This window comes from Lentzea sp. NPDC004782 (assembly GCF_040609115.1).
Lineage (GTDB): Bacteria > Actinomycetota > Actinomycetes > Mycobacteriales > Pseudonocardiaceae > Lentzea.
On sequence record NZ_JBEXJN010000005.1, the window covers coordinates 101,607 to 124,423 of the forward strand.

At 67.2% G+C, this 22,817-nt stretch carries 27 protein-coding genes; 5 read left to right on the plus strand and 22 right to left on the minus strand.

The features are described from left to right. The first annotated feature begins 984 nt into the window (after nucleotides 1-984). Nucleotides 985-1,356, plus strand: a complete 372-nt coding sequence (locus ABZV40_RS06655; RefSeq protein ID WP_319971885.1) for a helix-turn-helix domain-containing protein — start codon at nucleotides 985-987, stop codon at nucleotides 1,354-1,356. A gap of 26 nt (nucleotides 1,357-1,382) precedes the next feature. On the opposite strand, the gene ABZV40_RS06660 is transcribed toward ABZV40_RS06655, so the two are convergent. The 13 genes from ABZV40_RS06660 to ABZV40_RS06720 form a co-directional block, all read right to left on the minus strand. Then, complete coding sequence (locus ABZV40_RS06660; protein ID WP_355436859.1) at nucleotides 1,383-4,337, minus strand: BTAD domain-containing putative transcriptional regulator; 2,955 nt, start codon at nucleotides 4,335-4,337, stop codon at nucleotides 1,383-1,385. A gap of 157 nt (nucleotides 4,338-4,494) precedes the next feature. Then, complete coding sequence (locus ABZV40_RS06665; protein ID WP_355436861.1) at nucleotides 4,495-4,932, minus strand: hypothetical protein; 438 nt, start codon at nucleotides 4,930-4,932, stop codon at nucleotides 4,495-4,497. Between the two features lie 54 nt (nucleotides 4,933-4,986). After that, entirely contained in the window at nucleotides 4,987-5,439 is a 453-nt protein-coding gene (locus ABZV40_RS06670) for a pilus assembly protein TadG-related protein (RefSeq protein WP_355436862.1), read from the minus strand. Next, the gene (locus ABZV40_RS06675) at nucleotides 5,436-5,933 is read right to left on the minus strand and encodes a TadE/TadG family type IV pilus assembly protein (protein ID WP_355436864.1); all 498 of its coding nucleotides are present in this window, start codon (nucleotides 5,931-5,933) and stop codon (nucleotides 5,436-5,438) included. The genes ABZV40_RS06670 and ABZV40_RS06675 overlap by 4 nt, the downstream gene beginning before the upstream one ends. After that, on the minus strand, nucleotides 5,930-6,355 hold the full coding sequence (locus ABZV40_RS06680; RefSeq protein WP_355436866.1) for a TadE/TadG family type IV pilus assembly protein: 426 nt from the start codon (nucleotides 6,353-6,355) through the stop codon (nucleotides 5,930-5,932). The genes ABZV40_RS06675 and ABZV40_RS06680 overlap by 4 nt, the downstream gene beginning before the upstream one ends. A 70-nt stretch (nucleotides 6,356-6,425) precedes the next feature. After that, nucleotides 6,426-6,611 (minus strand): hypothetical protein, encoded by a 186-nt coding sequence (locus ABZV40_RS06685; protein WP_319971893.1) that lies wholly within the window; start codon nucleotides 6,609-6,611, stop codon nucleotides 6,426-6,428. A gap of 52 nt (nucleotides 6,612-6,663) precedes the next feature. After that, nucleotides 6,664-7,557: a type II secretion system F family protein gene (locus tag ABZV40_RS06690; RefSeq protein WP_355436869.1), complete on the minus strand. Its 894-nt coding sequence runs from the start codon at nucleotides 7,555-7,557 to the stop codon at nucleotides 6,664-6,666. Further along, nucleotides 7,554-8,477, minus strand: coding sequence for a type II secretion system F family protein (locus tag ABZV40_RS06695; RefSeq protein ID WP_355436870.1), 924 nt, complete (start codon nucleotides 8,475-8,477; stop codon nucleotides 7,554-7,556). Before ABZV40_RS06695 ends, ABZV40_RS06690 begins: the two co-directional genes overlap by 4 nt. After that, nucleotides 8,474-9,922, minus strand: coding sequence for an ATPase, T2SS/T4P/T4SS family (locus ABZV40_RS06700; RefSeq protein ID WP_355436872.1), 1,449 nt, complete (start codon nucleotides 9,920-9,922; stop codon nucleotides 8,474-8,476). The genes ABZV40_RS06695 and ABZV40_RS06700 overlap by 4 nt, the downstream gene beginning before the upstream one ends. Next, entirely contained in the window at nucleotides 9,919-10,758 is an 840-nt protein-coding gene (locus tag ABZV40_RS06705) for a chromosome partitioning protein (protein ID WP_355436874.1), read from the minus strand. Before ABZV40_RS06705 ends, ABZV40_RS06700 begins: the two co-directional genes overlap by 4 nt. Next, nucleotides 10,758-11,468: an SAF domain-containing protein gene (locus ABZV40_RS06710; RefSeq protein WP_355436876.1), complete on the minus strand. Its 711-nt coding sequence runs from the start codon at nucleotides 11,466-11,468 to the stop codon at nucleotides 10,758-10,760. The genes ABZV40_RS06705 and ABZV40_RS06710 overlap by 1 nt, the downstream gene beginning before the upstream one ends. Nucleotides 11,469-11,587: 119 nt before the next feature. Then, on the minus strand, nucleotides 11,588-12,628 hold the full coding sequence (locus ABZV40_RS06715; RefSeq protein WP_355436878.1) for a hypothetical protein: 1,041 nt from the start codon (nucleotides 12,626-12,628) through the stop codon (nucleotides 11,588-11,590). After that, nucleotides 12,622-13,212, minus strand: coding sequence for a hypothetical protein (locus tag ABZV40_RS06720; RefSeq protein WP_355436880.1), 591 nt, complete (start codon nucleotides 13,210-13,212; stop codon nucleotides 12,622-12,624). Before ABZV40_RS06720 ends, ABZV40_RS06715 begins: the two co-directional genes overlap by 7 nt. 283 nt (nucleotides 13,213-13,495) lie before the next feature. On the opposite strand from ABZV40_RS06720, the gene ABZV40_RS06725 reads away from it, so the two are divergent. Next, the gene (locus tag ABZV40_RS06725) at nucleotides 13,496-14,140 is read left to right on the plus strand and encodes a prepilin peptidase (protein WP_355436882.1); all 645 of its coding nucleotides are present in this window, start codon (nucleotides 13,496-13,498) and stop codon (nucleotides 14,138-14,140) included. A 372-nt stretch (nucleotides 14,141-14,512) separates the two neighbouring features. Here ABZV40_RS06725 and ABZV40_RS06730 read toward each other — a convergent pair whose 3' ends face one another. The 8 genes from ABZV40_RS06730 to ABZV40_RS06765 form a co-directional block, all read right to left on the minus strand. Further along, nucleotides 14,513-15,301 carry a sigma-70 family RNA polymerase sigma factor gene (locus tag ABZV40_RS06730; protein ID WP_355436884.1) on the minus strand — a complete coding sequence of 263 codons (789 nt, stop codon included), beginning with the start codon at nucleotides 15,299-15,301 and terminating at the stop codon, nucleotides 14,513-14,515. A gap of 207 nt (nucleotides 15,302-15,508) precedes the next feature. Then, complete coding sequence (locus ABZV40_RS06735) at nucleotides 15,509-15,793, minus strand: helix-turn-helix domain-containing protein (protein WP_355436886.1); 285 nt, start codon at nucleotides 15,791-15,793, stop codon at nucleotides 15,509-15,511. A 77-nt stretch (nucleotides 15,794-15,870) separates the two neighbouring features. After that, entirely contained in the window at nucleotides 15,871-16,362 is a 492-nt protein-coding gene (locus ABZV40_RS06740; RefSeq protein WP_355436888.1) for a helix-turn-helix transcriptional regulator, read from the minus strand. A gap of 12 nt (nucleotides 16,363-16,374) precedes the next feature. After that, nucleotides 16,375-16,854 carry a hypothetical protein gene (locus tag ABZV40_RS06745; protein WP_355436890.1) on the minus strand — a complete coding sequence of 160 codons (480 nt, stop codon included), beginning with the start codon at nucleotides 16,852-16,854 and terminating at the stop codon, nucleotides 16,375-16,377. Between the two features lie 132 nt (nucleotides 16,855-16,986). Further along, nucleotides 16,987-17,391 (minus strand): hypothetical protein, encoded by a 405-nt coding sequence (locus ABZV40_RS06750; protein ID WP_355436892.1) that lies wholly within the window; start codon nucleotides 17,389-17,391, stop codon nucleotides 16,987-16,989. After that, a complete protein-coding gene (locus tag ABZV40_RS06755) occupies nucleotides 17,388-17,693 on the minus strand; it encodes a hypothetical protein (protein ID WP_355436894.1) in 306 nt (101 codons plus the stop codon). The genes ABZV40_RS06750 and ABZV40_RS06755 overlap by 4 nt, the downstream gene beginning before the upstream one ends. Continuing rightward, a complete protein-coding gene (locus tag ABZV40_RS06760) occupies nucleotides 17,666-18,007 on the minus strand; it encodes a hypothetical protein (RefSeq protein WP_355436896.1) in 342 nt (113 codons plus the stop codon). The genes ABZV40_RS06755 and ABZV40_RS06760 overlap by 28 nt, the downstream gene beginning before the upstream one ends. After that, complete coding sequence (locus ABZV40_RS06765; RefSeq protein WP_355436898.1) at nucleotides 18,004-18,315, minus strand: zinc finger protein; 312 nt, start codon at nucleotides 18,313-18,315, stop codon at nucleotides 18,004-18,006. Before ABZV40_RS06765 ends, ABZV40_RS06760 begins: the two co-directional genes overlap by 4 nt. A 453-nt stretch (nucleotides 18,316-18,768) precedes the next feature. Between ABZV40_RS06765 and ABZV40_RS06770 the strand changes: the two genes are divergently transcribed. Continuing rightward, complete coding sequence (locus ABZV40_RS06770; protein WP_355436900.1) at nucleotides 18,769-19,632, plus strand: helix-turn-helix transcriptional regulator; 864 nt, start codon at nucleotides 18,769-18,771, stop codon at nucleotides 19,630-19,632. 27 nt (nucleotides 19,633-19,659) lie between these two features. Beyond that, the gene (locus ABZV40_RS06775; RefSeq protein WP_355436902.1) at nucleotides 19,660-19,881 is read left to right on the plus strand and encodes a DUF397 domain-containing protein; all 222 of its coding nucleotides are present in this window, start codon (nucleotides 19,660-19,662) and stop codon (nucleotides 19,879-19,881) included. A gap of 654 nt (nucleotides 19,882-20,535) precedes the next feature. Here ABZV40_RS06775 and ABZV40_RS06780 read toward each other — a convergent pair. Beyond that, entirely contained in the window at nucleotides 20,536-22,002 is a 1,467-nt protein-coding gene (locus tag ABZV40_RS06780) for a helix-turn-helix transcriptional regulator (protein ID WP_355436904.1), read from the minus strand. Between the two features lie 499 nt (nucleotides 22,003-22,501). On the opposite strand from ABZV40_RS06780, the gene ABZV40_RS06785 reads away from it, so the two are divergent. Next, nucleotides 22,502-22,687 (plus strand): FxLD family lanthipeptide, encoded by a 186-nt coding sequence (locus ABZV40_RS06785; RefSeq protein WP_355436906.1) that lies wholly within the window; start codon nucleotides 22,502-22,504, stop codon nucleotides 22,685-22,687. Nucleotides 22,688-22,817 lie beyond the last annotated feature (130 nt).

Consider the following 22,817-nt stretch of genomic DNA (forward strand, 5'->3'; position numbering starts at 1 on the left):
CGGCGCCCAGCGCACGCGACCAGCGACCGGCACGACGGCGCCCAGCGCACGCGACCAGCGACCGGCACGACGGCGCCCAGCGCACGCGACCAGCGACCGGCACGACGGCGCCCAGCGCACGCGACCAGCGGCACCCGGACAGCTCGTTACTGCAAACAGTTCGGATTCAGGCGGCAGAATTGCCGAGATCGGGAATTGCACTGTCCAGCAGTCGAACCCCACCAAAATGCAATTCATCCGAGAGAAATTCTCAATAGCCGAGAACCAGTTGACAAATGATGAACATAGCGCTTGTCAAGGTGGGATTGCTTTGAATCCAGATTGGCGCGGTGCCAAAATTGATGGAAGTCGATCAGCGCGAAGCAAGCATGCAGAGCGGGAGGCGCGGGCAAGGGGCAACGGAAGACAGATAGAGCTGGCCCGGTGGAGAGTGGGGCACGAGGAGATGGCGACCATCGCAGTCAAGACGACCACCGGGTCAAGAGATGCGACAGGTGACCACCCACCCAAAACGACTGTTCATATGCCTGTCGGCCGACGAGTCGGGCGCAGCATCGGTAGCCCCCATGACAGGAGTGACCAGGCACTTCGTCGCACTGGAGGGCTACCGCTCTAACAGGTAGCTGGATCGGACCGTCGTCGGGTAGTTGGCCAGGACGCTACAAAGCGATTCACCGATCGTACTGTTGATCTACTAGTCGGTCACTCGATGTAGTGACACCGGTCCGTCCTAAGTAGAAACACGCTGCACGGGGAACCCCGTTTGGCGTAGCGTTGACAACCTTGACACTGATCATCAGGCCCGCTGATATCGGGCAAAACTATACCCGCACAACCGGAAAGGCGCGATTCTAATCTCTGAATCTCAGGGCTCGCCTGTACTGCGGGGACGAGGTGCGGACGGGCTGTCGCGAACGATCATTGGGGGTGGACATGGGAATGGGGGATGATAGGCACCTAGCGCGGTCGCGAGATCTCCGTCATATGTTGAACGGGGAATGGCTCACGCACATCTTGGTGGCGTTGAGCGCTGGGCCCCTGCATTACAACGAGCTTCATGCCGCCATCCAGGACATGACTACGTTCGACCCGTGGACCGGGACGGTCCGCAAGATTCAGAGTCGGGCGTTGGGCCGCACCCTGCGCCGGATGGAGACCGCAGGCCTGGTGGACCGGGTCGAGGAGCGGACCTTCCCGCGGTCGGTGGTGTACTCGCTAACGCCGGCTGCCGCGGACTTGCTGGTCCGGGCGCGGCCTCTGATCGACTGGGCGGAAGAGAACCTCGATCTGATCGAGCGCCTGCAGAAGACGCTGGAGGACGGCGATCCGCCGCAAGGCGATGATCGGTCTGACTGAGGTACCGCTGCGATGGTGGACGCGGTTCAGCTGACTGCGGCGTTGTTGGTGGAGACCGGCCGCCGGCTGCTGCCGCGGCGCTGGAGGAAGTCGGCGAGGTTGAGTGTGTCGGCACTGGGGCGCTGGCCGATTTCGTCCAGTGTGGTGGTCAGCAGGGCGAGGGTGCGCGGGATGGCAGCGTACTGATCGAGGCGGGCTTGGGTGCGGATGATGTCGCGGTAGACGCCCTCGTTGTAGCGGTCGAGCTTCCGGGTGCGTTCCAGCAGCGTGAGCATGGTTTCTGGCTCACTGTCGCCGTGCGCGCGGATCAGTGCGCCAAGCGCGTCCAGGACGTCGCGTCGGGTGGCCTCTCGGAACGTTTCGATCCAGGGCACGAGCAGGTCCTCGGCGAGGTCGCCCTGATAGAGCTCGACGGCATCATGCAGCTGGGCCTCGGCATCGGGTGAGCTGGACGCCTGCAGGGCGTGCTGAAGTTGCCAGTAGTCGACGACGACAAGTTCGTCGTCGAGCTGATAGCGGCCGTCATCGTTGAGAACGAGGTTGTCGAGCCGGCCGTCAGTGGCGTCAGTGAGGGCACGGCGCAACATGGACAGGGTGTTGTGGAACGAGTTGTACGGCCGCGGCGGCCGGCTGTCGGGCCAGAGGGCCTCGTTGAGGACTTCGCGGCGGACGCCGTGGGGGTGCAGCGCGAGGTAGACGAGCAGTTCCCGTTGCTTCGGGGTCAGCGCGCCGCTGAGCTCGCGGTCGCCCTCGTCGTCGCGCAGGGCCAGGTGCAGGCGTCCCAGCACATGCACAACCAGCGGGGGTTGCGGTGCTGTCACGTCACCGTTGTCCCGTTTCCGGGGTTCATCAGCGGCCGGTTCCTGGCCTGCGGCTGGCTTGACGTCCTCGGCAGTCGTGCGGCGCTCGTCGATGTCGTCGTCCGGAATGGCTGAGGCCGGGCCGTTTGGCTGGACGTCCACGGGGATGGGGCGAACGTCCAGCAACTGCAGGCTCGGGGCCAGTCGGGACTGCTGGTTGTCTTCCTGTTCCAGCGAGCGGGTGGACTCAAGCTGAGTCATCTCGTCAACCGAGCGCTGCTCGGGGACGGGCGGCGTCGGTACAACGTCGTGATCGTCCGCAGACAGCACGAGCTCGTCGCCGGTGAGGCCGCCGGTTGCGCGCCTCGGCGTAGCCAGGTCGGAGGGGCCTTCGGCATCGCGGAGCACGGCAAGCAACTCAGCGGCGTCGGTGGCAGGCAGCCTGAACAGGTGCGTGTCGGCGAGGGCGTCACCGAGACCGGGGCTGGTCGCGCTAACGGTGCCGTCGTGGCGGACGCGCACGGTCGCGCCGGGGTGCCACTGGCCGAGAAGCACGCCGGCCAGGCCGAGGGTCGAGCCGTTGTCGAGCACGGCCTGCAGGCGGCGTTCCGCGTGGGGCGCGGGGCTGGCGAGCAGCACGAGCGAGGCCGGGACGAACTGGGCTTCGGTCTCCTCGATGACGTGGCGGGTCCGGGTGAGCAGAGCCGCTTCCATCTCATCGAGGGCAGCGTCGAGCGTGGCGACGACGTGAACGGTGGATGGCAGGTTCTCGACGCCGGCGCCGTCGAAGACGAGGTGCAGATCGTCGGCGGGTACGAGCACGCGGATGCCGTCGCCGGGCTGCTGTTCGGTGAGCAGGTGCAGCAGGAGCGCGCGGGCAGCGGCGGTGGCGCCGGGGCCGGCGAGACCGAGGCCACGGGTGCTGGCCAGGTTCAGGGCGAGTTCGCGACCGCCCCGCACGCCGACCCTCGCCGGTACGGAGACTGGTTCGTCGTCGGGTTCCAGATCCCCGGCGGCGGTGATGTGGATCCGCGGTGGAGCGGGCGCGAGGTCGACGAACTCCACGTTGTCCAGGGGCCTGCGTTCGCTGTGGTCGTCCTGGTCATACGCGGCCCTCAGGGCGCGGACTACGGGCGCGATCGGTCGCTGCAGGTCGATGCGGTCGCCGCTGCCGACGCGGTAGCAGCGTCGGCGCCACATCCGGGCCGACACCATGGCCGTCGTGATCGCTCCGGCCAGGCCGAGGCTGACGAACACACCCGTCAGCAGGTCGAGTCCCGGTTCGGCATGGTCGTCGCTGTGCTCGCCAGCCTGGTCCGTGGCCGGCGCTGGGGTCGTGTTCGGCGCGGGCTGTGTTGACGGTGGCGTGGTCGGCGCTGTGCTCGTCGGAGGAGGCAGTGGTTGCGGAGGCGGTACCTGCGGCTGCTGCTCGCCGGGATGCTGTTCGGGCGGGGCCGCGATGTAGGCGGTGATCTTCCAGCCAGGGCGAACGAGGTTGGGTTGGGTCAGCGCGCGACCGTCGGGCTGCTCCACGCCGCGGTTGAGCTGGAACAGCTCCGGCCAACGGCTTCCGCCGCCGGGACCGTAGATGCGTTCGGCGACCCGCCACAGGCTGTCGTAGATCCCGTCTCGGGGAAGTCGGACTTCCTCCGTGATCTGGACCATGCCCGGCGGGGCAGGTGCTGCACGATCGATCACCAAGGTGGTCGCCGGGACCACGGCCGCGGCTGTCTGCGGGTCTGCAGCCTGGGTGGCCGGGCCGGGCGTCAATGGCGCGACGACCGCAACTGGCACGAGATCGCCGGTAACGGCTGCGGCGGTCAGGGTCGGGACGGTGTACGGGGTCCGGTTGTCGAGCAGGGTCAGCACGATGGTGCCGATCAGGGCTGCGGCGAGCCCGTGCAGTGGGCCAGGTGGGCGGACCTGCGGCCAGGTAATCCCGCGCGCCGCATCGACGGTGCAGCGCAGGACGTCGAGCGCGAAGAAGAACCAGACGATCCAGCACAGCACCGCCAGGGTGTTGAGCAGGAACTGTGCGCTCATCGGGTTGAGCAACGTCGCCTGGATCTCGTCCCACGTCGGCACGTGGTCAGGCAGGGGCCAACCCACGAAGTGCACGAGGGCCCAGGGCAAGCCCGCCACGAGCGCGAGCAGGACGATGAGCGCGAGCAGACTTCGCACGAACCGGAGTGTGACGGCGAGCGCCCACCAGCCTGGTCGGCTTGTCCTCGGCCGTATCGGCTTCCGATGAGAGGAGTGCGAGTGTGCGGTCACGACGTGCTCGATTCCTTGGACGTACAGGTTTACGGCTCCGCGGATGCCACCGGAGACAGCGGCGTCATGTCACCGGCGTGGGAATCCGGGTGGAGGTGTCCGCCGCGCCGTTGCGAGGCCCGGCGAGCTCGGGTGACGCGGATGACTGGGTGACCGGCGCCGGGTTCGATGTGGACGATGCCTGGCTCGCATCCCGTTTCGCGGTAGCGGTGCTGGAGGTGGACCGCTTGCGGCTGGGGCGAGTCGTCTTGCGGCCGTTGAGCCACTGGGTGAGGTCGGTGGCCGGTACGTCGGTGAACTTGGCCAGCTCGTCAACGCTGATGACGTCGCTGGACTCAGCAAGAACATCACCGAGTTCTCGCTCGATGTCGCCGAGTTTCTCGGCCACCTCTGCCCGCAGCAATGCGAGCTCACCGACGCGCTTGGCCGCAGCGGCCCTCTTCGCGCTACGAGCCGCGTCGGCTTGCTCCACACGGCGTTCGATCTCTTCAGTCGTCGCCATCCTGGTCTCCTTCCCCGTTGTGGCACTGAATTGGGTACGAGCGCGTAGGGATCGTCATGGGAGTACTCCGGAGATTCCGCGTTGCGGTTGGGCCTGCCCGGTTCCCGTGACGGTGATTGAGCCGATGCTGACCAGTCCGAGCAGTTGAGTCGGCTGGGTGATGCTGACGGTCACGTTCACCGTGTTGCCGGCGACCGACACGGTGCCGGTGTGGCCGGCGGCGGCGAGGTAGCTGTGGGCCGCGGCGCTGGCCTCGTGTGGGACCAGGCGCAGGGTGCCGTCGGTGCGGTAGGCGGTCAGGTCGATTTCTTGGGCACCGGCCCGCGCGGCTTCCTGCGCCTCCCCCATCGCACGGACCTTGGCGGCCAGGGCGAGCCCGCCGTCGAGCACGAGCCCGGCGAACAGCAGCGCGGCGAGGGCGATGATGACGACGAAGGCAGTCACCCGACCGGCCTGGTCCTCGCGCAGCCGGCCGGTTCGGCGGCGCAGCGATGCGGCCAGCCTCATGGCGCACCTCCGGCTTGGGCGTTCGGGGCGGTGCCGCGCCAGACATCGACCGGGGAGGAGAAGCTGGATTGGAACGTCCGGCTGCCGGGCACGCCGAGGGAGGTCAGGTCTCCGAGCCCGACGCTGCAGGACACGGTGACGGTCACCGTGGAGCCCGGCTTGAGTCCCTGGGTGTCGGTGGACACCGACAAGGACTGGCAGGTGATCCCGGCGGACGCCAGGGCTGCGCTGGCGGTGGCTTGGGCGTTGGTGGTGGCCTGCGATGGGGTGCGGGCCAGGGTGGCGGTGCGGGCCGCTTGGTGCGCGACGTCGTTGATCCGCAGCTTGGTGTCGGCCAGCCGACCGCAGAACACCACGAACAACAGCAGCAGGATCAGGAGCGGGGTCAGTAGGGTGAGCTCGGCCGCAGCGGAGCCTCGTTCGTTCCGACGCAGCGCGCGAATACTCGCGCGCATCGAGCGCACGAACACGGGAAGACGGCGGGCCGCGGTCATGGTGCCACCGCCCCTGCACCGGTCGGCGGGGTGAATTTCTCCACGGGCCCAACGGCTTCGGCGTGCACCGTGAAGGTCGCGAATGGAATCACGTTGATCACGGTTCCGGTGACCGTCACGGATGCTTGGTTCGGTCCTCGCTGGACGTTGACCGATGTTCCCTGCAGCGGGCCACTTCCGAGTTGGGTGAGGACTCGTTGTCCTTCGGCATTGCCCGCGGCCGTACTGGCGCCGTACACCCGTGCTGCGGACAGGGCTTCGGAGGCGGCGGCTTGGGCGATGTGGGTGGCGTGCATGTAGAGCGCGAACTGCGCGATCAACAGGATCAGCAGCAACAGCAGGGGCGTTGCGATGACGAGTTCGACCGTGCCGGCGCCACGCTGATCCGTCCGCAGCCGGTGCAGCGCCGCCCGCACGCGCATCCGGTGTGGACGCTCGCGCGTGTTCGGCGTGCGGGGTCGGCTGGGGCGTCGAGGCATCGTGGTCACCGGCCTACAGGTTGATCCCGTTGGCTTTCTGGGTGACCTTGACGACGATGATCGCGATCACCCCGATGGCCAGCGCCGCCAGCAACGCGGTCACCACGACCGCCTCGGTCGAGTAACCCGCCTCGTCGCGGCGCAGCCGCTCCAGCTCGGCCCGGATGCGGGCAATGAGGATCTGAACTTCGGTGAACATCAGCTTCTCCCCTGCGGTTCGGGGTCCGGTATGGACAGTCCTTGTGGGAACTTCAGAGACCTCCCAGCACGCTCGCGAGGGCAGGGAACCCGATGAAAATCAGGAACCCGCCGAACAGCATCACCACGGGAAGGCTCATCCGTTCGGTGGCGGCCTGCGCTTCGCCTTCAGCGTCAGTGAGTTCACGAGTGCGCAGCGCCGCGGCCTTGGCCGCGAGGCTGGCTCGCACGCGGGCGCCCTCGGTGCCGGCGAGGCTGACCGAGGCGGCCAGCTCGGACAGCTGATGCACGTCGAGCTCGGCACCGAGCTGACCGAGGGTCGACCACGGTGTCGTGCGGGTCAGCTTGGCGGTGACCAGCGCGCGGCGCAGCTGTTGGAAGGCCCAGCCCTTGCCGATGCCGACCGCGTCCGACAGCGCGCCGTCGACTCCGGCGCCGCCAGCCAGCAGGACCCGGATCAGGTTCAGGTAGGCCGACAGCGCGTGCCGGAAGGTCGAGCGCCGCCGCTCGGCTTCCTGCCGCACGCTGATATCCGGCAACAGGAACCCACCGAGCGCAAAGAGCAGGCTCGCGACCGCCGGGACTTCCCAGCCGAGACCAACATCGGCCACGACGAACAGCAGTTGCATCAGGATCGGCAGCAGCAGCCCGGTCAGCGCCAACGTGGCCTTCTCTGCCAGGTGGTGCTCGATGCTCTTGCCGGTGACCGCGAGGTCGTTCCGTAGTTTGCGGTTGGGCAACCCGAGCGCGGCCAACGGCTTGATGAACGGCCGGCCCACACGCAACGCCCAGCCGTCGGAGTCCGCGGTAAGGATCGGTGGCGGCGCGGGCGTCGCGTGCAACCGGTCGACCAGAGCGCGCAGCGGCGGCCTCGGCGGAAACACGTAGACCACGAGCGCCCACAAGCCGACGCCGAGCCCGGCACCCCACAACAACGCGCTGATCATGACGACGCCCCCTTCCCGGTGAGCAAGTCATCGACGTCCACGTCGGCGTCGTGCGGTCGGATCGTGTCCAGCTCCGTGAGGAAGCGCTCCGGCTCACGCATCCGCGCAATCCTTGCCAGCCAAGCAAAAGCTGTCGCGAACAGCGCACCGACGAACAGCAACATGATCTGCCCGAACGCGGAGTCGTACGGGGCGACGTAGCCGCGGTTGAGCAGCACCAGCCCGATCGCGAAAGACAGCGTGGTGATCACGATGACGCGCACGCTGGTCCGGGTACGGGCGCGGCCGGCCTCGACGCGCATCCGCATGGACGCCTGCTCGCGTGCCTCGCTAGCGAGTTCGCCGAGCAGGTCGGCCAGCTGCCGGGCCTGGTGCTCCGCGGCCAGCACGAGCGCGGAGATCACGAGGTCCGCGGTGGGGTCGCGCAGCTGGTCGGCGAGGTGGCGCAGCGACGGTGCGAGGCGTTCGCCGCGTTCCAGCCGGACGGCGAGCTCGGTGATCTCCTCGCGGATTGCCTCGGGGCAGGCCGGGGCGGTGGCGAGGATGGCCTGTTCCAGGCCGGCCGCGGCGACCAGGGTGTCGCGCAGCATCTCCGTCCACCCGGCGATCGCCTCGATGCGTTCGAGGTGGCGCTTGTGGTCGACGTTTGAGCCGAGGATCCGCGGCAGGCCGACGACCGCGAGCGCGGTCAGGATGGCGGCGACCACCCAGCCGGTGACCGCGCCGACGGCCAAGCCGGCGAGCACGGCCACGACGAGCCAGCCGACCCGCTTGCGGTCATGTCGTGCGGCCAGCCAAGCGCTGAGCCGCGACGGCGTCGCCGGACGGGCGGGTCGGCCGCGCAGCCCGGTGGCGATCAGCAGGACACCGACGGCCGCACCGGCACCGAGCAGGCCGAACAGGGCGGCGGTCGTGGTCATGGCCTCCACCACCCTTCGCGCCGCTCGAACAGGTCCGGGTCGTAGCCCGCCTCGACGAGCAGGTCGACGGTGTCGGTGCGCAACGGCGCGCCCGGTACGGCGCGCAGGTCCGGGCCGGGGCGCCAGACCTCGTTGCTGATGATCTGGGCGCCATCGGCGCCGACGACTTCCCGGATGGACGACACCACGCGCTTGCTCGGGTCGTCGCGGGGCTTTTCCAGGTGCACCACGAAGTGCAGCGCCGCAGCGACAAGCAGGTTGGTCGCCTCCATCGGCAACCGCTCGGGACCTTGCACGGCGTAGGCAGCCAGCTTGGTGAACGCGCCTTGGCTGCTGGAGGAGTGCAGGGTGCCCATGCTGCCGTCGTTGCCCATGGACATCGCGTTGGTCAGCGGGATGACCTCCGGGCCGCGGACCTCGCCGACGATGACCCGGTCCGGGCTCATCCGCAGGGACTGCCACACCAGGTCCGACAGCGAGATCTCACCCTGCCCCTCGATGTTCGGTTCGCGAGCCTGCAACGCCACCACGTCCGGGTGCGTCTCGGCGTCCTCGCCGAGGCCGAGCTCGAAGACATCCTCTATGGTGATCAGCCGCTCCCACGACGGGATGGCCGAGGCCAGGCCGCGCAGCAGGGTGGTCTTGCCGATCGCCGTGCCGCCGGTGACCAGGACGTTGCGCTTGGCCCGCACCAGAGCCTTCAGAAAGCTCTCCAGCGCGAGGTCGATGGTGCCGTTCTCGCGCAGCTCGGCCAGCGTGACCTTGGTGAACCGGTGCCGGCGGATCGACACTGACGGGCGCGCGGTGACCGCCATGACCGCCGAGACACGCTCGCCACCAGGCAGCTGGAAATTCACGATCGGGCTGCCGCGGTCGAAGCGGCGCTCCTCCACTCCCGAACGGGTCGCCAGGTCGCGGATGAGCTCGATCAGCTCGGTGTCCGAACCGACCACCGGGGGCAACCGCTTGCGTCGGCCGTCGGCGTACTTGACGAAGACACGGTCGCCGTTGATGTTGATGTTCTCGATGTCGGTGTCGGCCAGCAGCGGTTCCAGACCGGCCAGGCCGAAGACCTCGTCGAGGACCTGGCGGATCAGGCGCTGCTCGACCTCGGGCGCCACGAGCATCCCGCCGGTGGCGGAGTTGCGCAGCTCGGCTTGGGCGTGCGCCTCGGCCGCGTCGGTCAGGATCGCCTCAGCCAGCCGGCGGCGTGCTGGGGCGTCCATCGGCGGGCGGCCGGCGGTCTCGTCAGCCCGGATGCGCCTGCTGAGTTGGGTGGACAACTCCTCGCGCAGGTGCTGCCGCAGCCGTTCCACCGCGGCGGCTTCCCCGGCGGGCCGGTGTGGCAGATCCGCCGGTCCAGCCGCGTGGTGGGCAGCCAGGTTCGGGCCGGCGCCGTTGGTCGACGCCGCCAGGCGCGGATCACCGACATCAGGTGGCGTCATGGCGTCGCCCCGTTACGAGTTTGCGGCCCGAGCGGTTGCAGCGCCGCACCCGAGACCGGCTCACCCGGAACGGCCAGCCGCAGGTGCGGGGCACGGGCGCCGTTGCCGGTCGGCTGGTGCCCGTGCGCATAAAGGTTGAGCGCGATCCTGGCGGCAGCCCGCCCCAGCGCGGACTTGTCGGGCCCACGTCGGCCGGTGCCCTGGCCACACAACACCGCGGCGCCCTTGTCGTCGCGCGGCACGCGACCCATCACCGGGATGCGCAGCGCCAGGGAAACCTCCGCGGTCGGGTAGCCGTCGCCGACCAGGACGAAGCACGGGCGTCGTGACCACTGCTGGGCGGCCTGCAGCTTGAGCGCGACGTGCGCGAGCTCGTCGTCATGTGGGCGGGCGACCAGCAGCATCGCGTCCGCGCTGCGGATGATCGGGAACGCGGGTGAGTCCGGATCGACCCGGCCGCAGTCGGCGATGACCGTGGTCTCCGGCTGGTCTGTGGCCCGCCGCAGCGGCGAGGACGGGCCCGAGGCCAGCACCGTCAGGGCGGCGCGAGCTTGTTCGGCACCGACCGGGCCGAGCACCACCCGCAGGCCACCAGGGAGAAGCTGGGTGTGCTGGCCGAGCAGATTCGGATTGACACCGCTACGGCCTCGTGCCGCCGCGGCCAAGCTGACCAGGCCCGGAGTGTCGGGCAGCCGGAAGCGGGCCATCAGGTCACCGCCAGCAGGGTCGACCTCGGCCACGATCGGGTTCTCCTGGCCCGGCCAACGGGCGCCGAGCGCGGTCGCCAGGGTGGTCACGCCCGGCGACCCTTTCAGCGAGCAGACGGCGATGAGCATCAGCGGCCTCCTCCCGAGATCGCGACCAGACTCAGTTGCCCCGCCGGGGCCGATGCCAATGCGCGAGCGTCCGATTCGGACAGTTGCAGCGACACCACCGTGGTCTGCTCGGTCTCGCGCGTGGCGATGCCTGTCACCACCGCGGTCCACGACGACGTCTGTCCGGAACCGGTCGACGTTCCGGTCGTCGTGCCCTGCCCTGGAGTCGTGAGGACCGCGACGGTGGTACCGGGCGACAGGTCGGGCGGGAACTGTCCCGGCTTCAGCCCCACGGCGGCGATTGCCCTGCCATGCGCCGGAATCTGCGGTGCGCCGAGCACCGAACGGGTCACCAGTGAGCCAGCGGGCAGGCTGAACGCAACCGGCTGACCCACCACTGTGGACGCAGCAGATGCGAGCATCACGTCCATGCCGGAGTCCGCGGCCATGCTGACCTGCTTGAGATCCTGCGCCGTCAGAACTTGGCCTACGGCAACGGGACGGGCCAGCGCGAGCACGCTTTCCCGGTCACCCAGCTGCATTCCGGCGAACACACCGCCGGCCGCGCACACCAGGACCAGCAGAACGCCGAGCAACAGGTAGGGCACGCTGCGGCGCCGGCCGCTGCCGCTCAAACGCGAAGGAGTCTTGCCGTCACGGCCGGCCCACGCGTTCGGCGACGCTGGTTTCTGCGTCGTGTCCGTACTGGTCGAACCTGCGGTAGTGGTCACCACCGACCTCCTTCAGGCATGACGCCATCGCGACGCGTCGACTCGGGTGTTCGACGTGCCTTGTTCGCAACAGGGTGTTTCGTTGTGCACGCCCGCCCTCGTGAGGCGGGAGGCTTTGCTCAGCCGGTCGCGATTCCCTGGCTCTCCGCCACGCGGAACGCCACCGAGGCCGAGGTCGTCATGTTCGGGAACGTGCCGCCCTGGCCCGCGCCCAACCACGTCACGGTCCAGTTCACCGTCGCGGTCACCGGGAACGCGTCGGCGCGCTGCCCGGCCGAAGACGTCTTGTACGTGTAGCCGCAGTCCGGCGAGGCGCTCTTCGGGTCACCACTAGCGGGGAACGGCGAGCCAGGGCCAGTGCAGGTCACCGAGCCGCCATCACCCATCGACCACGTCACCGAGGTCGGCCTCGCGACCGCAGTCACCGACACGCCCGGCACCGACGCGGTGGCCGAGACGTCACCCCAGCTGCTGCGGTCCAGCCACAACCACGTCGGCAGGCTGACCAGCTGATCGCCCGCCGGGTTCGCCTTGATCTTCGGAGTAGGAAGCCGCAGCTGGTTCCGCGCCTGCGCCGCGAGCTCGGCCGGCGACGGCAACGGCACCGGGCCTGGCTGGCCGTCAGCGATCCAGACCGGCGGCCGGTACAGGGCATCCGCAAAGCCGGGGCCGGTGCACTTGTATACGTACCAAGCACCGGACGGCGGCTGAGCCTGCGCGAACCGCGGCTGCGCGACCGCGAACTGCACGGTGGCCGACTCGCGCTGCGGCCGATACACCGCAGGCACCGCCGTGACCGCACCGGTTTTCGGCGGAACATGGAAGGCCGCCGGCTGCACGCCTCCCGGTGGCGGGCCTTGGTAGTCGCTGCGCACGTAGCCGCACTGGGCCAGATTGGTGATACCGCCGACGATCGTGTCGCCATTGGCATTGGACTGCCCCGTGCCGGGATTGCCGTTGCCAGGATTCGGCTTGCTGTTCCCGTTGCCCTGGTTACCGTTTCCGGGCCGAGGGTTCTTGCCTGCACCAAGTTCACAACCAGGGTTGGGGTACTGCGTGCAGTCGGTAAACCCGTACCCATCGTCCGCGAACGCGGGCAACGCGCTCGCCAGCATCACGGTCGCAGACAGGCCGACCGCAACTCCCAGACGTTTCAACACGAACCCACCCCCTCCACGGCGAAGCGGGTAACCCTCCACGTGCCGTCCTGCTGCTTCTTGACTTCCGCGGTGATCGATCGCCGTCCGCCCGGTGCGTCATTGAGCAACTGGCCGTCCTTGTACTTCAGCCAGTTCGAGCTGTCACTGCAGTCCGAGATCATGACCGTGGTCGGATTCGCAGCGGGTTCCGCACTGGACACCTGGGGGTTGTTCGTCGGCGCACCCTTGGACACCACACCGTTGAGGTGATCGGTGTACAGGCTGCGATTGATCACCCCGAGCGCGTCGCCAGTCGCGTACTTCGCGAGCTCAGGCGACTGCCAATCCGCGGTCTCGCCCACCTTGGCCATCTGCCGCCACATGCCCGTGTAGGCAGCCGTCGCCTGCTGACGCGCGGTGTCCGCGGGAGAAGCCGACGACGGCGGAAGGCTGGTCGTCGATGGCGGCGTTGCCGTCCCAGTCGTGCCCCCAGGCGTCGAGGACGAGTTCGAACTGCAGGCCACCAACGTCAGCGCCGCGAGTCCAACAACCGCCAGTCCCACCCTGCGCCAGCCGTTGCGGCCTTGTACGTTGCCCCCGACCACGTGCACCCCCTCCGATCTGCGAAAAGTCCTTTCGATCTAGTGTCGTACTCCTCACGTCTACCTGGCGCCCCCTAGGAGACCGCAATGTCCCTATGAAGGGACACAAGTGTCGGAACAGCGGAAACCGGGCAAACTTCGCCCAAATGGGTTAATGCCGCCGTGTCCAAATGGCGCCGAGCAATAGGCTCGTTACACCGGAAGGCTGCAACAAGAGGGCCACAGGGGGTACAGCCTTGACGAGCTCTGCCGCACCCGCGAGCACGCGAACGACGCGAGTACCACGGTGACCGCGGCCAGCATCGGCTGCTGGGGGCTGGTCGGACTCGTCATCGCCAGCGTCCTGCGTATCGCCATCCAGCGAAGCTCACTTCTCCCGCCAGGGTGCGAGCGACTCTCGCCACCGGCCCTACTCGAAGTGGTCACCGCGGTCGCGTTCTCGGCACTGGCCTGGCGCATCGGCGCCGTACCCGACCTGTTCGCCTACTCCTGGCTCGCTGCGGTTGGTGTCCCGCTGGCCGCGATCGACTGGAACTCCCGCACGCTACCTACCCAGCTCATCTGGCCCAGCGGAATCGTCCTCGCCGCACTCTTCGGCATGGCTGCCCTGCTCGACCGCGACGCGTACCCGCTCCTCCGGTCCGGAGTTGGCATGCTCGTCCTACTCGCGTTCTACGGAGCGCTCTACTTCCTTCGCCCCGGCCAGCTCGGCGGTGGAGACCTCCGACTCTCAGCTCTGCTGGGCCTTGCTCTCGGGTGGCTCGGCTTGTCGGCGATTCTGGTCGGCACGCTCGTTGGCTGGTTCGGCGCTGCCCTCGCCCTGCTCGTGCTACGCATCAGTCGATCATCGAGGCCCAGCCATGATGTACCGCTCGGCCCGTTCCTGATCATCGGAGCCTTCAGCGTCGTGCTCACGCAGCAGATGACCTGACGCCCTCCAGGCCGTCTGCCGGCTAGCTGGAGCTGGGGCCTCTCACTCGGAACAGTCGCGGGTGCCCGTGGCGAGAGTGTCGTGTGCAGGGGCCGGTCGTTACGTCATGCCGAGCCTCAGACCGCCGCCGAACCTAGTTGCAGGACCTGCGCAAGATCGCTGCCACACCGCCGGTCATCGAGCAGGCCAAGGGCATGATCACGCTCCTGACCCATGCGACGACGACCAGACGTTCACCGTGCTGCCCGAGCTCTCCCTACATATCAACGTCAAGCTGCACGACTTCGCCGCGATTCTTGCCGCCAGCGGCAGCAAGGCCACCCCACAACTGGACGACGGGGGTGAAGGCCGTGCTCGCCGATGTTCGTATTGCTATGCCGAGCGCGTCCCGTGGACACGAGCGGGCATTGCTGGCGGTATGGCGTTCAGCGTCGCCAGCTCTGCGACAAGCTTGCGGCAACGCAGGCAGCCGCCGAGGTGTTGTTCCACCGCGGATCTGCGCCGGGTACGTAACGTCTGACGGATCCATCCGCCCAGTTCGTCCACAATGGCCTTACAGCGCCCCGCCGGCCTGACGGTGTCAACATGCGCGGCAAGCCACGCTGTACGGAGGTCGTCACGAGCCCGATGCGCGCGGGCCGCAACGGCTCCCGGAGCGATCTCCAGAATCGGTGCCGCCTCGGCCGGGGACATGTTCAGAACCTCCGTGTACCAAAGGACCTGCTGCGACGTGCCGGGCAACCTCTCGAACGCGCGCACTACGAGCGCACGGTCCACGACGCCCTCGATTGCCAGGTCCAGGAAGGATTCCTGACGCACATGCCCGCGACCAGCATCGTCAACCGGCGGAGCCTCGGTGGGCACCTCACGCGCTTCCTTCCGCGAGCGGGCGAACGCGAGGTTCGTGATCGTCCTCCACAGGTACGCGCTGAACGACTCGGTCGGCCCTCCACCGGCAAGCAAGGCCTCCAGTACCTGCATAAAGCCGTCAGAGACCAGCGCGTCAGCCTCGGCGCTGCAACGCGCGAAATAGCGGGTGCGACGTGTCGCCGCGGTGACGTGCCGCTCGTACAACGGACCGAAGGCGGCCACGGTTCCAGCGCGTACAAACGCGACCAGGTCGGCGTCGCCGTGGCGCGTGTAGTCCACAGTGGCAGTCAACTTGGTCTCCTCCTTCGTTTCCCGGCAGCGCTCTTCGGTACTGGAGGTATCGGCCGCGGACCAACCAGGGGTGCACAGTGCCGATGTGCGTTTCCGGGAGGCCGAGCGAGACGGCGATCTGCGGCAGGCTGAGCCCGTCGGCCTTCGCATCGGCGACCCACAGCGCGCGTTCGTCGCGGTAGAGGCGGTAAGTCAGCCACCATGAGATCAGCATCCGCGCGTGTCGATCAGCGACGACGTCGTCGGGATCGGAGCCGTCGTCGGGATCGGCTTCTGCTTGCTGCCGCCACGGGGCCGGAACTGGGTTCCGGCCTCGGACAGCCACCGGTGAACGGTTCCGTACGGGCGGTCGATGCTCTTGGCGATGGCCCGGATGCTCTCCCCGTTCTTGTAACGCCTGGCAAGTCTGGCGAGGTACTTCTCGCGCTCCGCGAGCGTGAGGTCAAGAGTCTTGGGTTTGGGCTTGGACGTGCGCCTTGGCGTGGTTGTCATCGTGAGTCCTCCTGTCCGGATGTGATTGATAAGGAGGGGCAGGGCCTCCCTGGAGAGCCCTGCCCCGGTAGCGCCTGTCAGCCGGGGGCAGGCGGCGACAGGCGGTAGACCTCGAAAACATGCTCCTGCTCCTCTGCCGTGAGATGGCAGCCGGCACAGGAGCATGTGCACCGCGGCGCGCACCGGCAGCCGAAGGCCTTGTTACAGCACCAGTGCGCGAAGGACATCGCCGAGACCGGAGCCCCGGCGAAGGCCAGCACGGCGGCCAGCTCGTGACGGCCTGGGACTTCGCCATAGTCAGCCGGGAGCAACTTTCCTTGTGCCGCAAGGCATGTCTCGTAGACCTGCAGGAGTGCCGCAAAGACATTGATGTCGAACGCCGCGCAGAGGCGGACGAGCGACTCCATCGACGGCACCATATCGGCGATGATGAACTTGCCGAGCGCGCCCGGCGCCAGGGCCGCGCGCTTCACCGTCTCGTTGTAGCTCAGGCCAGAGCGCTCCAGGAGGATCTTGAGCGTGTCCGCCATCGCGCGGCGGTAGGAGTCTCGATCGACGTCGTGGTACACGTGAAGCCTTCGTCAGTCGCTGGTGGGCACCTGATGCGGATCGTTGTCCGCCGGTAACGTCAGCTCGTTCAGTGCCGAAGGCCGTGGGCGCCACGTTCGGAGCAGTGTCTGGCGTCGGCGACGGCTGAGATGGCAGCCCTCGCACGCGCAAGAACAGTCAGCGCCGCAGACGCAATCCAGCGGCTGTCGGCAACACCACTCGACAAAGGCCAGAGTGGATGTTGGCAGCCCTACCCACAGGTACGCCATCGCGACACCGAAGATGTCTCTGCTCTTCTCGAACGCCAACGGCGGAAGCTGTCCCTTCGCACTCAGCACGTACCGGTAGCTGTCGCAGAGCAGGCCCCACATGTCGACATCGAGGAACTCGCACAACCCGAACAGGTCGGTCAGCGAGACCCAATGACGTCCGGCTTCAAGGCCGACAACCTCGTCGACGGGAATGCTCCACGAGCGAGAGCGCCCTCGAACGTACACGCTTTCGACGTTCACGCCTCGGCGCTCTCGATGGGCACGTAGCTCCACGCCGACCTTGCGCAACCACGCGGAGCGCTCCGACTCGTTAACCTTTGTAAGCAAACGCACAACTATCCCAAGGAAGAAGAGGGTGTCCAGAGTGGACGGTTACTCGACCGCGTCGCCGTTCTGCTCGGGCCGTGGGGTGACATCGATGTAGGTGCCGATGGCTAACGCCAAGGCGTCCTGGTTACCGCGCCACAGGAAGAGCACTGCGGCGCTCAGCGCGCCGGTTCCCGCAACCAGGGCTATGACCGACCACGGTGAGTATGTGCCGGTAGCGACGTACAGGATCGCAACGACGTTCAGCGACAGGCCCAGGGACAGAAGTACCGCCGCACGGCGCTCCGCCGTTGCCCAGCCGCGGACAACCTTGCTGCGGGCTGTAAGCACACGGACGATCCGTGTCTGGGTTGGGCCATCAAGGAGGTCGGCTTTTTTGGCGAGGTCGGTAAGGTACGTCGTGGCCAGCACGGCGCGCACATCCGGGAACGGGTCGAAGCCATCACTCACGACGTCCACACCCCTTCCGGCATGTCCTCCAACATGTCCCGAAGCCGGGCCTGCATCGCGGGGACCTGCTCCTCAAGCCTCTGCGCGATGTAGGTGCCGTATGCCAGCTGGCACTTTTCGCACTCCGGCGTCGTGTCCCCTGTCGGCCCCAGCTGGTCGGCGCCGTACTCCGCGCCGCACTCCGCCCTGCGCATCTCCCCGACGTAGTCCACCGGGAAGGCGTGGCTTTCGTAGCCCTCGGTTTCGAGCAGGATCTCCAGCGCCGCCACGGTGATCACCGGCTCGCCCTGCCTGGCCTCCACGCGGAGCACACGCGCGCCTTCGGCTCCTGCGGCTTCGGGCCGTTCAACGTCCAGGCCAGCCGGACGGCGAGCAGCATTCGGCATGGCCCCGGCAGGCGCTTCCACCAGCCGCGCCGGCACTCCCGGCAGCGTCCGTCCGCGTCCGGTTTGTGCTGATCAACCAATGCCATCAGGGCGGCCACGAGGCGTGGCATGTCGTGCCTCGCGATGGAAAGAACGGAAGCGTCGTCACCGTCGGCTGCGACGGTGCCGAGCTGTTCCAGGTCGCGCGTCAACTCGTCGCGCAGGATCTTCTCCAGAACGCCGTTCGTCATGAGCTGACTCCGGTCTTCGGACGCCGCGTACGCCCTGGGCGCGGCTCGTCAAGGGTGCTGCGGGGCGGAGGTAGAACGGGTCGCGGTTGCTGACCGGCCTGCGTGCGCCACTCCCGGTCACACGCCACACACTCTGGCCACATTCCGTCCGGATATTTCGGCGGTGGCGCATCCGGGATGACGACGGGCTCGCCGCACAGGGTGGTTCCGCTCAAGCCCGGCATCGTCAACTCACGCGGCACCGCATGGCGAGCGCCGTCGTACGGCAACCACCGGAAGCGCTCGGGAGGCGTGAGTCCGGAGATCATTGCAGCCTCCACCCGGAGCGGTCGGCCAGGCGCAAGGCAGGTTCCGTAGCGGGAACTGCGTGCCGCAACTCCCCCACCAATCCCAGGCCGATCAGCAGTTCAGTCGGCATAACGCACCTCCGGCAGTTCCCCGCTAGTTCGGGCTGCATGGCGTTCGCCAGCTGCATAGATCGGCACGCGGGCGAACCCGCGGTCGTGCGAAGCGCCACTTGTCTGCGAGGTGGCCCGGACACCACCGATGCGAGGGGAGCGCATACGGCAGGCCGGACCACCTGACCCGCCTCGGTCTTGCTCGAACCCGCGAAGGCTGAGACGGGCCGCCGACGACGTCGACCACAGTCGAAGTTACCCCAGGAATAATTCCTCGGGGAATAATCCGTTCGGTGGACGTGCCTCGCATCGCTCGTTCGAGGTCGGTCACACTTGGTCACCTCAGGAGGCACAGGAGGATGGATGGCGAAGGACGCTCAGCCGCGAACACCGTTCGTGAGAAGCCGCCTGGGCGAGAGGCTGCGCGAGCTCCGCGAGGAGGCCGGCGTGTCGGTCAAGGCGATCGCCGAGAGGCTTGATCTCCGACAGGGCACGCTGAGCAAGATGGAGACTGGCCAGCAGTCGATCCGCCTCGCCTACGTCGAGATCATGTGCCAGGAGTACGGCGCTAGCGAGGAGGAGACAGCCGAGCTCAAGAAGTGGGCCAAGCAGACGGGACAGGCCAACCCACTTCAGACCTACAGCGATGTCGCCAATGCCGAAACCCTGGACTGGGCGCAAGTCGAGGGCATCTGCGACGAGATCTGGGCACACGGCACCGGCCAGCCCTACGGTCCGTTCCAGTCGCCCGACTACATCCGCGCTCTCCGCAGGGCAGTGCAGCCCGAGAGCACCGCCGCAGACCTCGATCGATCTGTGGAGCTACGCCAGATCAGACTGGAAAAGCTGGAAGACAAGATCGTTCACGTGACGATCGACGAGGCGATGCTTCATCGAATGGTGGGCGGCTCCTCGGTCATGAAGGGACTCTGCCGCCACCTACAACAAGTGGCCGCCAAGCCTGGCAAGAAGATTCAAATCGTTCCCCTCGCAGCTGGCGGGTACGTAGTCCAGGACGCCGGTTTCCGGATCGCCCACGGCGTACCGCCGGAGCCCAAGGCGGACGTGGTCCACCTCGAACACGACCGGGTCGCCTGGTACTTGGGCGGAGAGCACCTGGCCCGCTACAAGGCCATCTTCGAGTGGATGATCGATCCGGAGCAGGGCGTTGCGCTGACGCCGGAGGAGAGCTGGAACCTCCTGGATAGACTGGCCACGAACCTGTGAAGGCAACCCTGAAGGGCGGGTGCGGGTATGGAAGGTGACCTGTACCGTTTTAAGAAGAGCACGTATTCAGACAATGGATCCGGTGGTTGCGTCGGTGTCGCACTAGCCGGTGGTGGCGTCCGAATCCGTGACGAGAAGGACCCGCTGGGGGATCAGCTTGTTTTCGGCGCCAGCGCCTGGGGAGAGCTGCTGGCTCACCTGAAGACCATGCCATGGCCGACGAGCATCGTCCGCAAGAGCAATCACTAGGGAATTAATTGCGAGAGGGCCTTCTTACGCTTACTAAGCGCAAGAAGGCCTCTCTCCTTCTCAGGAAAAGCGCCGACCGTGACGTTAATCGCGAGTCTCCGGCGCCGTCGAGACCGTCACCGCCGGCCTGACCAGCGACCTGGAACTCCAGCCCGGCCGAAGGCCGGGTCAACCACATCAAGATGATCAAACGACAGATGTTCTGCAGAGCCGGCCTCGCGCTACTGCGCAAACGAGTTCTACTCACCGCGGTTCGCCACTGACACCGGCGACCTCGCAGCATGCCCGATCACCAACCAAAAGTGGGCCAGATCCCGCATCTTGCGAAGAAAACCACGTACTCGGTACCGGGCTCCACTAGGTCAACAAACCCACCGCAGCGGCCGTACGCGAACTGCTACTGGACACCCGCCCCTAGGTGATTCTCGCCCACCCGCTAAGCGATGTGCACCCGACCACCGACGCATCGCCGAGGCCGTGCTCGGATGGGCGGAGGACCGGTGGGAGGAGATTGATCCGCACACGGCGCGGCGCCCCAGACGTCGGTTTCTACAGACTCACCGAGACCGGCCTGACAGCAGCGCGCGGCCCTTGCCAGAGCACGACAACCTCGGTTGATCAGCTAAATGACCGCCCTTCACCGAGCGCACGTTCTCAGCCAAGCAGGAGTTGTCGATCACGCCATGCCAGGCGCAACAAGGTCAAGGAGCTGGCCGACAGACGTGGCTCAAGTCGGTCAATCGCCTCGCTGGTGAAGGGCATATCGGTCCGACCGCCCTCACCGACAACATGGCCTTCGTCGTTGGTTGCCACCAGCCCGGTGAACAAGCGGTCGAAGATCTCGTCGTCCAACACGGCAACGGTACGTTGGCTTGCGCCCAGCGTGAGTGCGTCCATGACCAAGCCGTAGTGCCACAGCCGAAACCGGCCGTCCGCGCGTGCCTGCTCGAAGGAGCGGAACGGCTCCTGCTCGGCGTAGTCGATGGAGCTGGTCCCGGCCCCGTCATGTTCGGGGTTGCCGAGAAATTCCTCGGAGTACTCCCGCATGATGTTGCGCCACAGGGAGAAGTCGTTGTGCACATCGACTGCGGCGAGCGATGAGGGCTGGAATTCTCCGGAGGGCATGACGGTGCACATGCCGCCGCCGTCGGCGACGGCGCGGCCGTCGCGCTGGTGCATCATGAACCGGTGCTCGCCCCGCCGGTCCTTGCGGATCGTCAGAGTGCTGATGCCGGGTGACATCAACATTCGGGCGGGGTCGAACGGGTCGCCGATCGTCGAGCGCAGCGGCAGTGCGCTCCAGTCTGGGACCGACCCACCCGAGGCCAGCCAGGCGGCTTTGAACTCGTGAGCGAGGCACTCCTTGATGTCGAACACTTCGAAGAACGTGGTGGTCCCGAACGTCAACTCCAGTCCGTTGCGCTGGGACACCTCCAACAGCCGGTAGCTAAGTCGGTTCTCCAGTAGTCGAGGTCGTACGAGGTCCCGCACGGCCCGGCTGTAGCCGGCATAGCGCTCGCCACGAGCGGTGAGCGGCAACACGTGGTCCACCGGCTTGAGCTTCGACACCGGACGCTCGACCTCGGAGAACTTCAGCCGCACCGAGTCCAGCTCCACGGGCGTGTCCAGCAGCCAATCCGGACCGGTCAGTACATGGCCACCGGGTGCACGTTTGCTGACCGGGTACAACCATGCGGCCAACTCCGTCAGCTCACGCCCCCGCGCGCCCGCAGCGCGACGGACCCGAAGCCACTCCTCCCGACTCCGACGGACATGCTCGGCGATCTCAGGACTAAATGCGTCGCTCGCATCAACCTGATCGGCCGTGATCGCCGACGCTGGCGAACTCGGCACAAGGGAGGTCTCTGGGGGCCGTCCCAGGAGCACTTGCCCTATGACCGGCTGTGGCAGATCCGGCGAATCGAGCAGCACGTTCAACTCTTCGAGCGAGACATCGAGCGCTTTCGCGATTCGAGGACGCCGCCACGGCTGAGGCGTCAGCACACCACGTTCCCACCGACCAACGGTGTAGAACTCCACGCCCACAGCGGCGGCGAGCCCTTCCTGGGTGAAGCCCATCGCCTCACGCCGAGCTGCAAATGCCTCGCGCTTGCCGCCCACGCTGTTCACCTCGTTTGCCCGGTTCCGCCACCAGCCTGATCGGCGAGTGACCACGCCGTATGTCTGCCAATGCCGTCACACGGGTCATGCGTCTTGTTCGATGCGATTGGTCCGCCGCCACGATAGCCAGCTGCCGGTCAAGTCTGATCACCCTCTCGGTGAGCTGCACCCGTTCGGACGATCGCACACCAAGAGATGTTTTCGCAGTTCAGAGGCGGTGACGCCTCATTGCCGCCTCATGGCCGCCTTGTCTCCGCTCTGGTTGTCGTTGATCACCGGGAGTTGACTGGGGTCGCTGTAGTCCGGGCGAGTTTCCGCGTCCGGCGCAGCCCCGAGTGCCTGGAAGCGACCTTCACCAGAACGCGCCGCTGGGAATGCGAGGCGGTGGAGCCACCCTCCACTTCGATGTGAATTCCTCTTGGTGGGCGTGCTGGTGGGGATGCACCGCGTCCGCATCGGCGTACGGGACTCGGGGCGTGTAACCCACGAAGGAGGATCTGTGACGGTTCAGATGGAGTGGCCGCCGACCACGGTGGCCACGCCCGCTGCGGGGGACGCGACGGACTCGGAGTTCGACCTCGACATCACGCTGGTCGAGGTGGTGGACCCGGCGCATCTGATCAACATGACGGATGACGGCTGCGGACACACATGCGAGAAGTCGACCTGCATCAGCGCCGCCTGATCATCACGAGTGATCGGACGTCGGCCCGCTTGGGCCGGCGTTCGATCGCCGTCCCCACTCCCTGAAAGGTTCCCGGTGGCAACGGCTTCGCCCGACCGTGTCGACTTCCGAGCCGCAGGTGGTGCCTTGG

Bases quoted from the DNA above. Each gene is read 5' to 3' on its own strand.
- ABZV40_RS06655 (WP_319971885.1), top strand. From the start codon at position 985: ATGTTGAACGGGGAATGGCTCACGCACATCTTGGTGGCGTTGAGCGCT.
- ABZV40_RS06735 (WP_355436886.1), bottom strand. From the start codon at position 15,793: ATGACAACCACGCCAAGGCGCACGTCCAAGCCCAAACCCAAGACTCTT.
- ABZV40_RS06705 (WP_355436874.1), bottom strand. From the start codon at position 10,758: ATGCTCATCGCCGTCTGCTCGCTGAAAGGGTCGCCGGGCGTGACCACC.
- ABZV40_RS06685 (WP_319971893.1), bottom strand. From the start codon at position 6,611: ATGTTCACCGAAGTTCAGATCCTCATTGCCCGCATCCGGGCCGAGCTG.
- ABZV40_RS06765 (WP_355436898.1), bottom strand. From the start codon at position 18,315: ATGATCTCCGGACTCACGCCTCCCGAGCGCTTCCGGTGGTTGCCGTAC.
- ABZV40_RS06695 (WP_355436870.1), bottom strand. From the start codon at position 8,477: ATGACCACGACCGCCGCCCTGTTCGGCCTGCTCGGTGCCGGTGCGGCC.
- ABZV40_RS06700 (WP_355436872.1), bottom strand. From the start codon at position 9,922: ATGACGCCACCTGATGTCGGTGATCCGCGCCTGGCGGCGTCGACCAAC.
- ABZV40_RS06775 (WP_355436902.1), top strand. From the start codon at position 19,660: ATGGAAGGTGACCTGTACCGTTTTAAGAAGAGCACGTATTCAGACAAT.
- ABZV40_RS06760 (WP_355436896.1), bottom strand. From the start codon at position 18,007: ATGACGAACGGCGTTCTGGAGAAGATCCTGCGCGACGAGTTGACGCGC.
- ABZV40_RS06670 (WP_355436862.1), bottom strand. From the start codon at position 5,439: ATGAGGCTGGCCGCATCGCTGCGCCGCCGAACCGGCCGGCTGCGCGAG.
- ABZV40_RS06680 (WP_355436866.1), bottom strand. From the start codon at position 6,355: ATGCGCGTGCGGGCGGCGCTGCACCGGCTGCGGACGGATCAGCGTGGC.
- ABZV40_RS06665 (WP_355436861.1), bottom strand. From the start codon at position 4,932: ATGGCGACGACTGAAGAGATCGAACGCCGTGTGGAGCAAGCCGACGCG.
- ABZV40_RS06675 (WP_355436864.1), bottom strand. From the start codon at position 5,933: ATGACCGCGGCCCGCCGTCTTCCCGTGTTCGTGCGCTCGATGCGCGCG.
- ABZV40_RS06770 (WP_355436900.1), top strand. From the start codon at position 18,769: ATGGCGAAGGACGCTCAGCCGCGAACACCGTTCGTGAGAAGCCGCCTG.
- ABZV40_RS06690 (WP_355436869.1), bottom strand. From the start codon at position 7,557: ATGATCAGCGCGTTGTTGTGGGGTGCCGGGCTCGGCGTCGGCTTGTGG.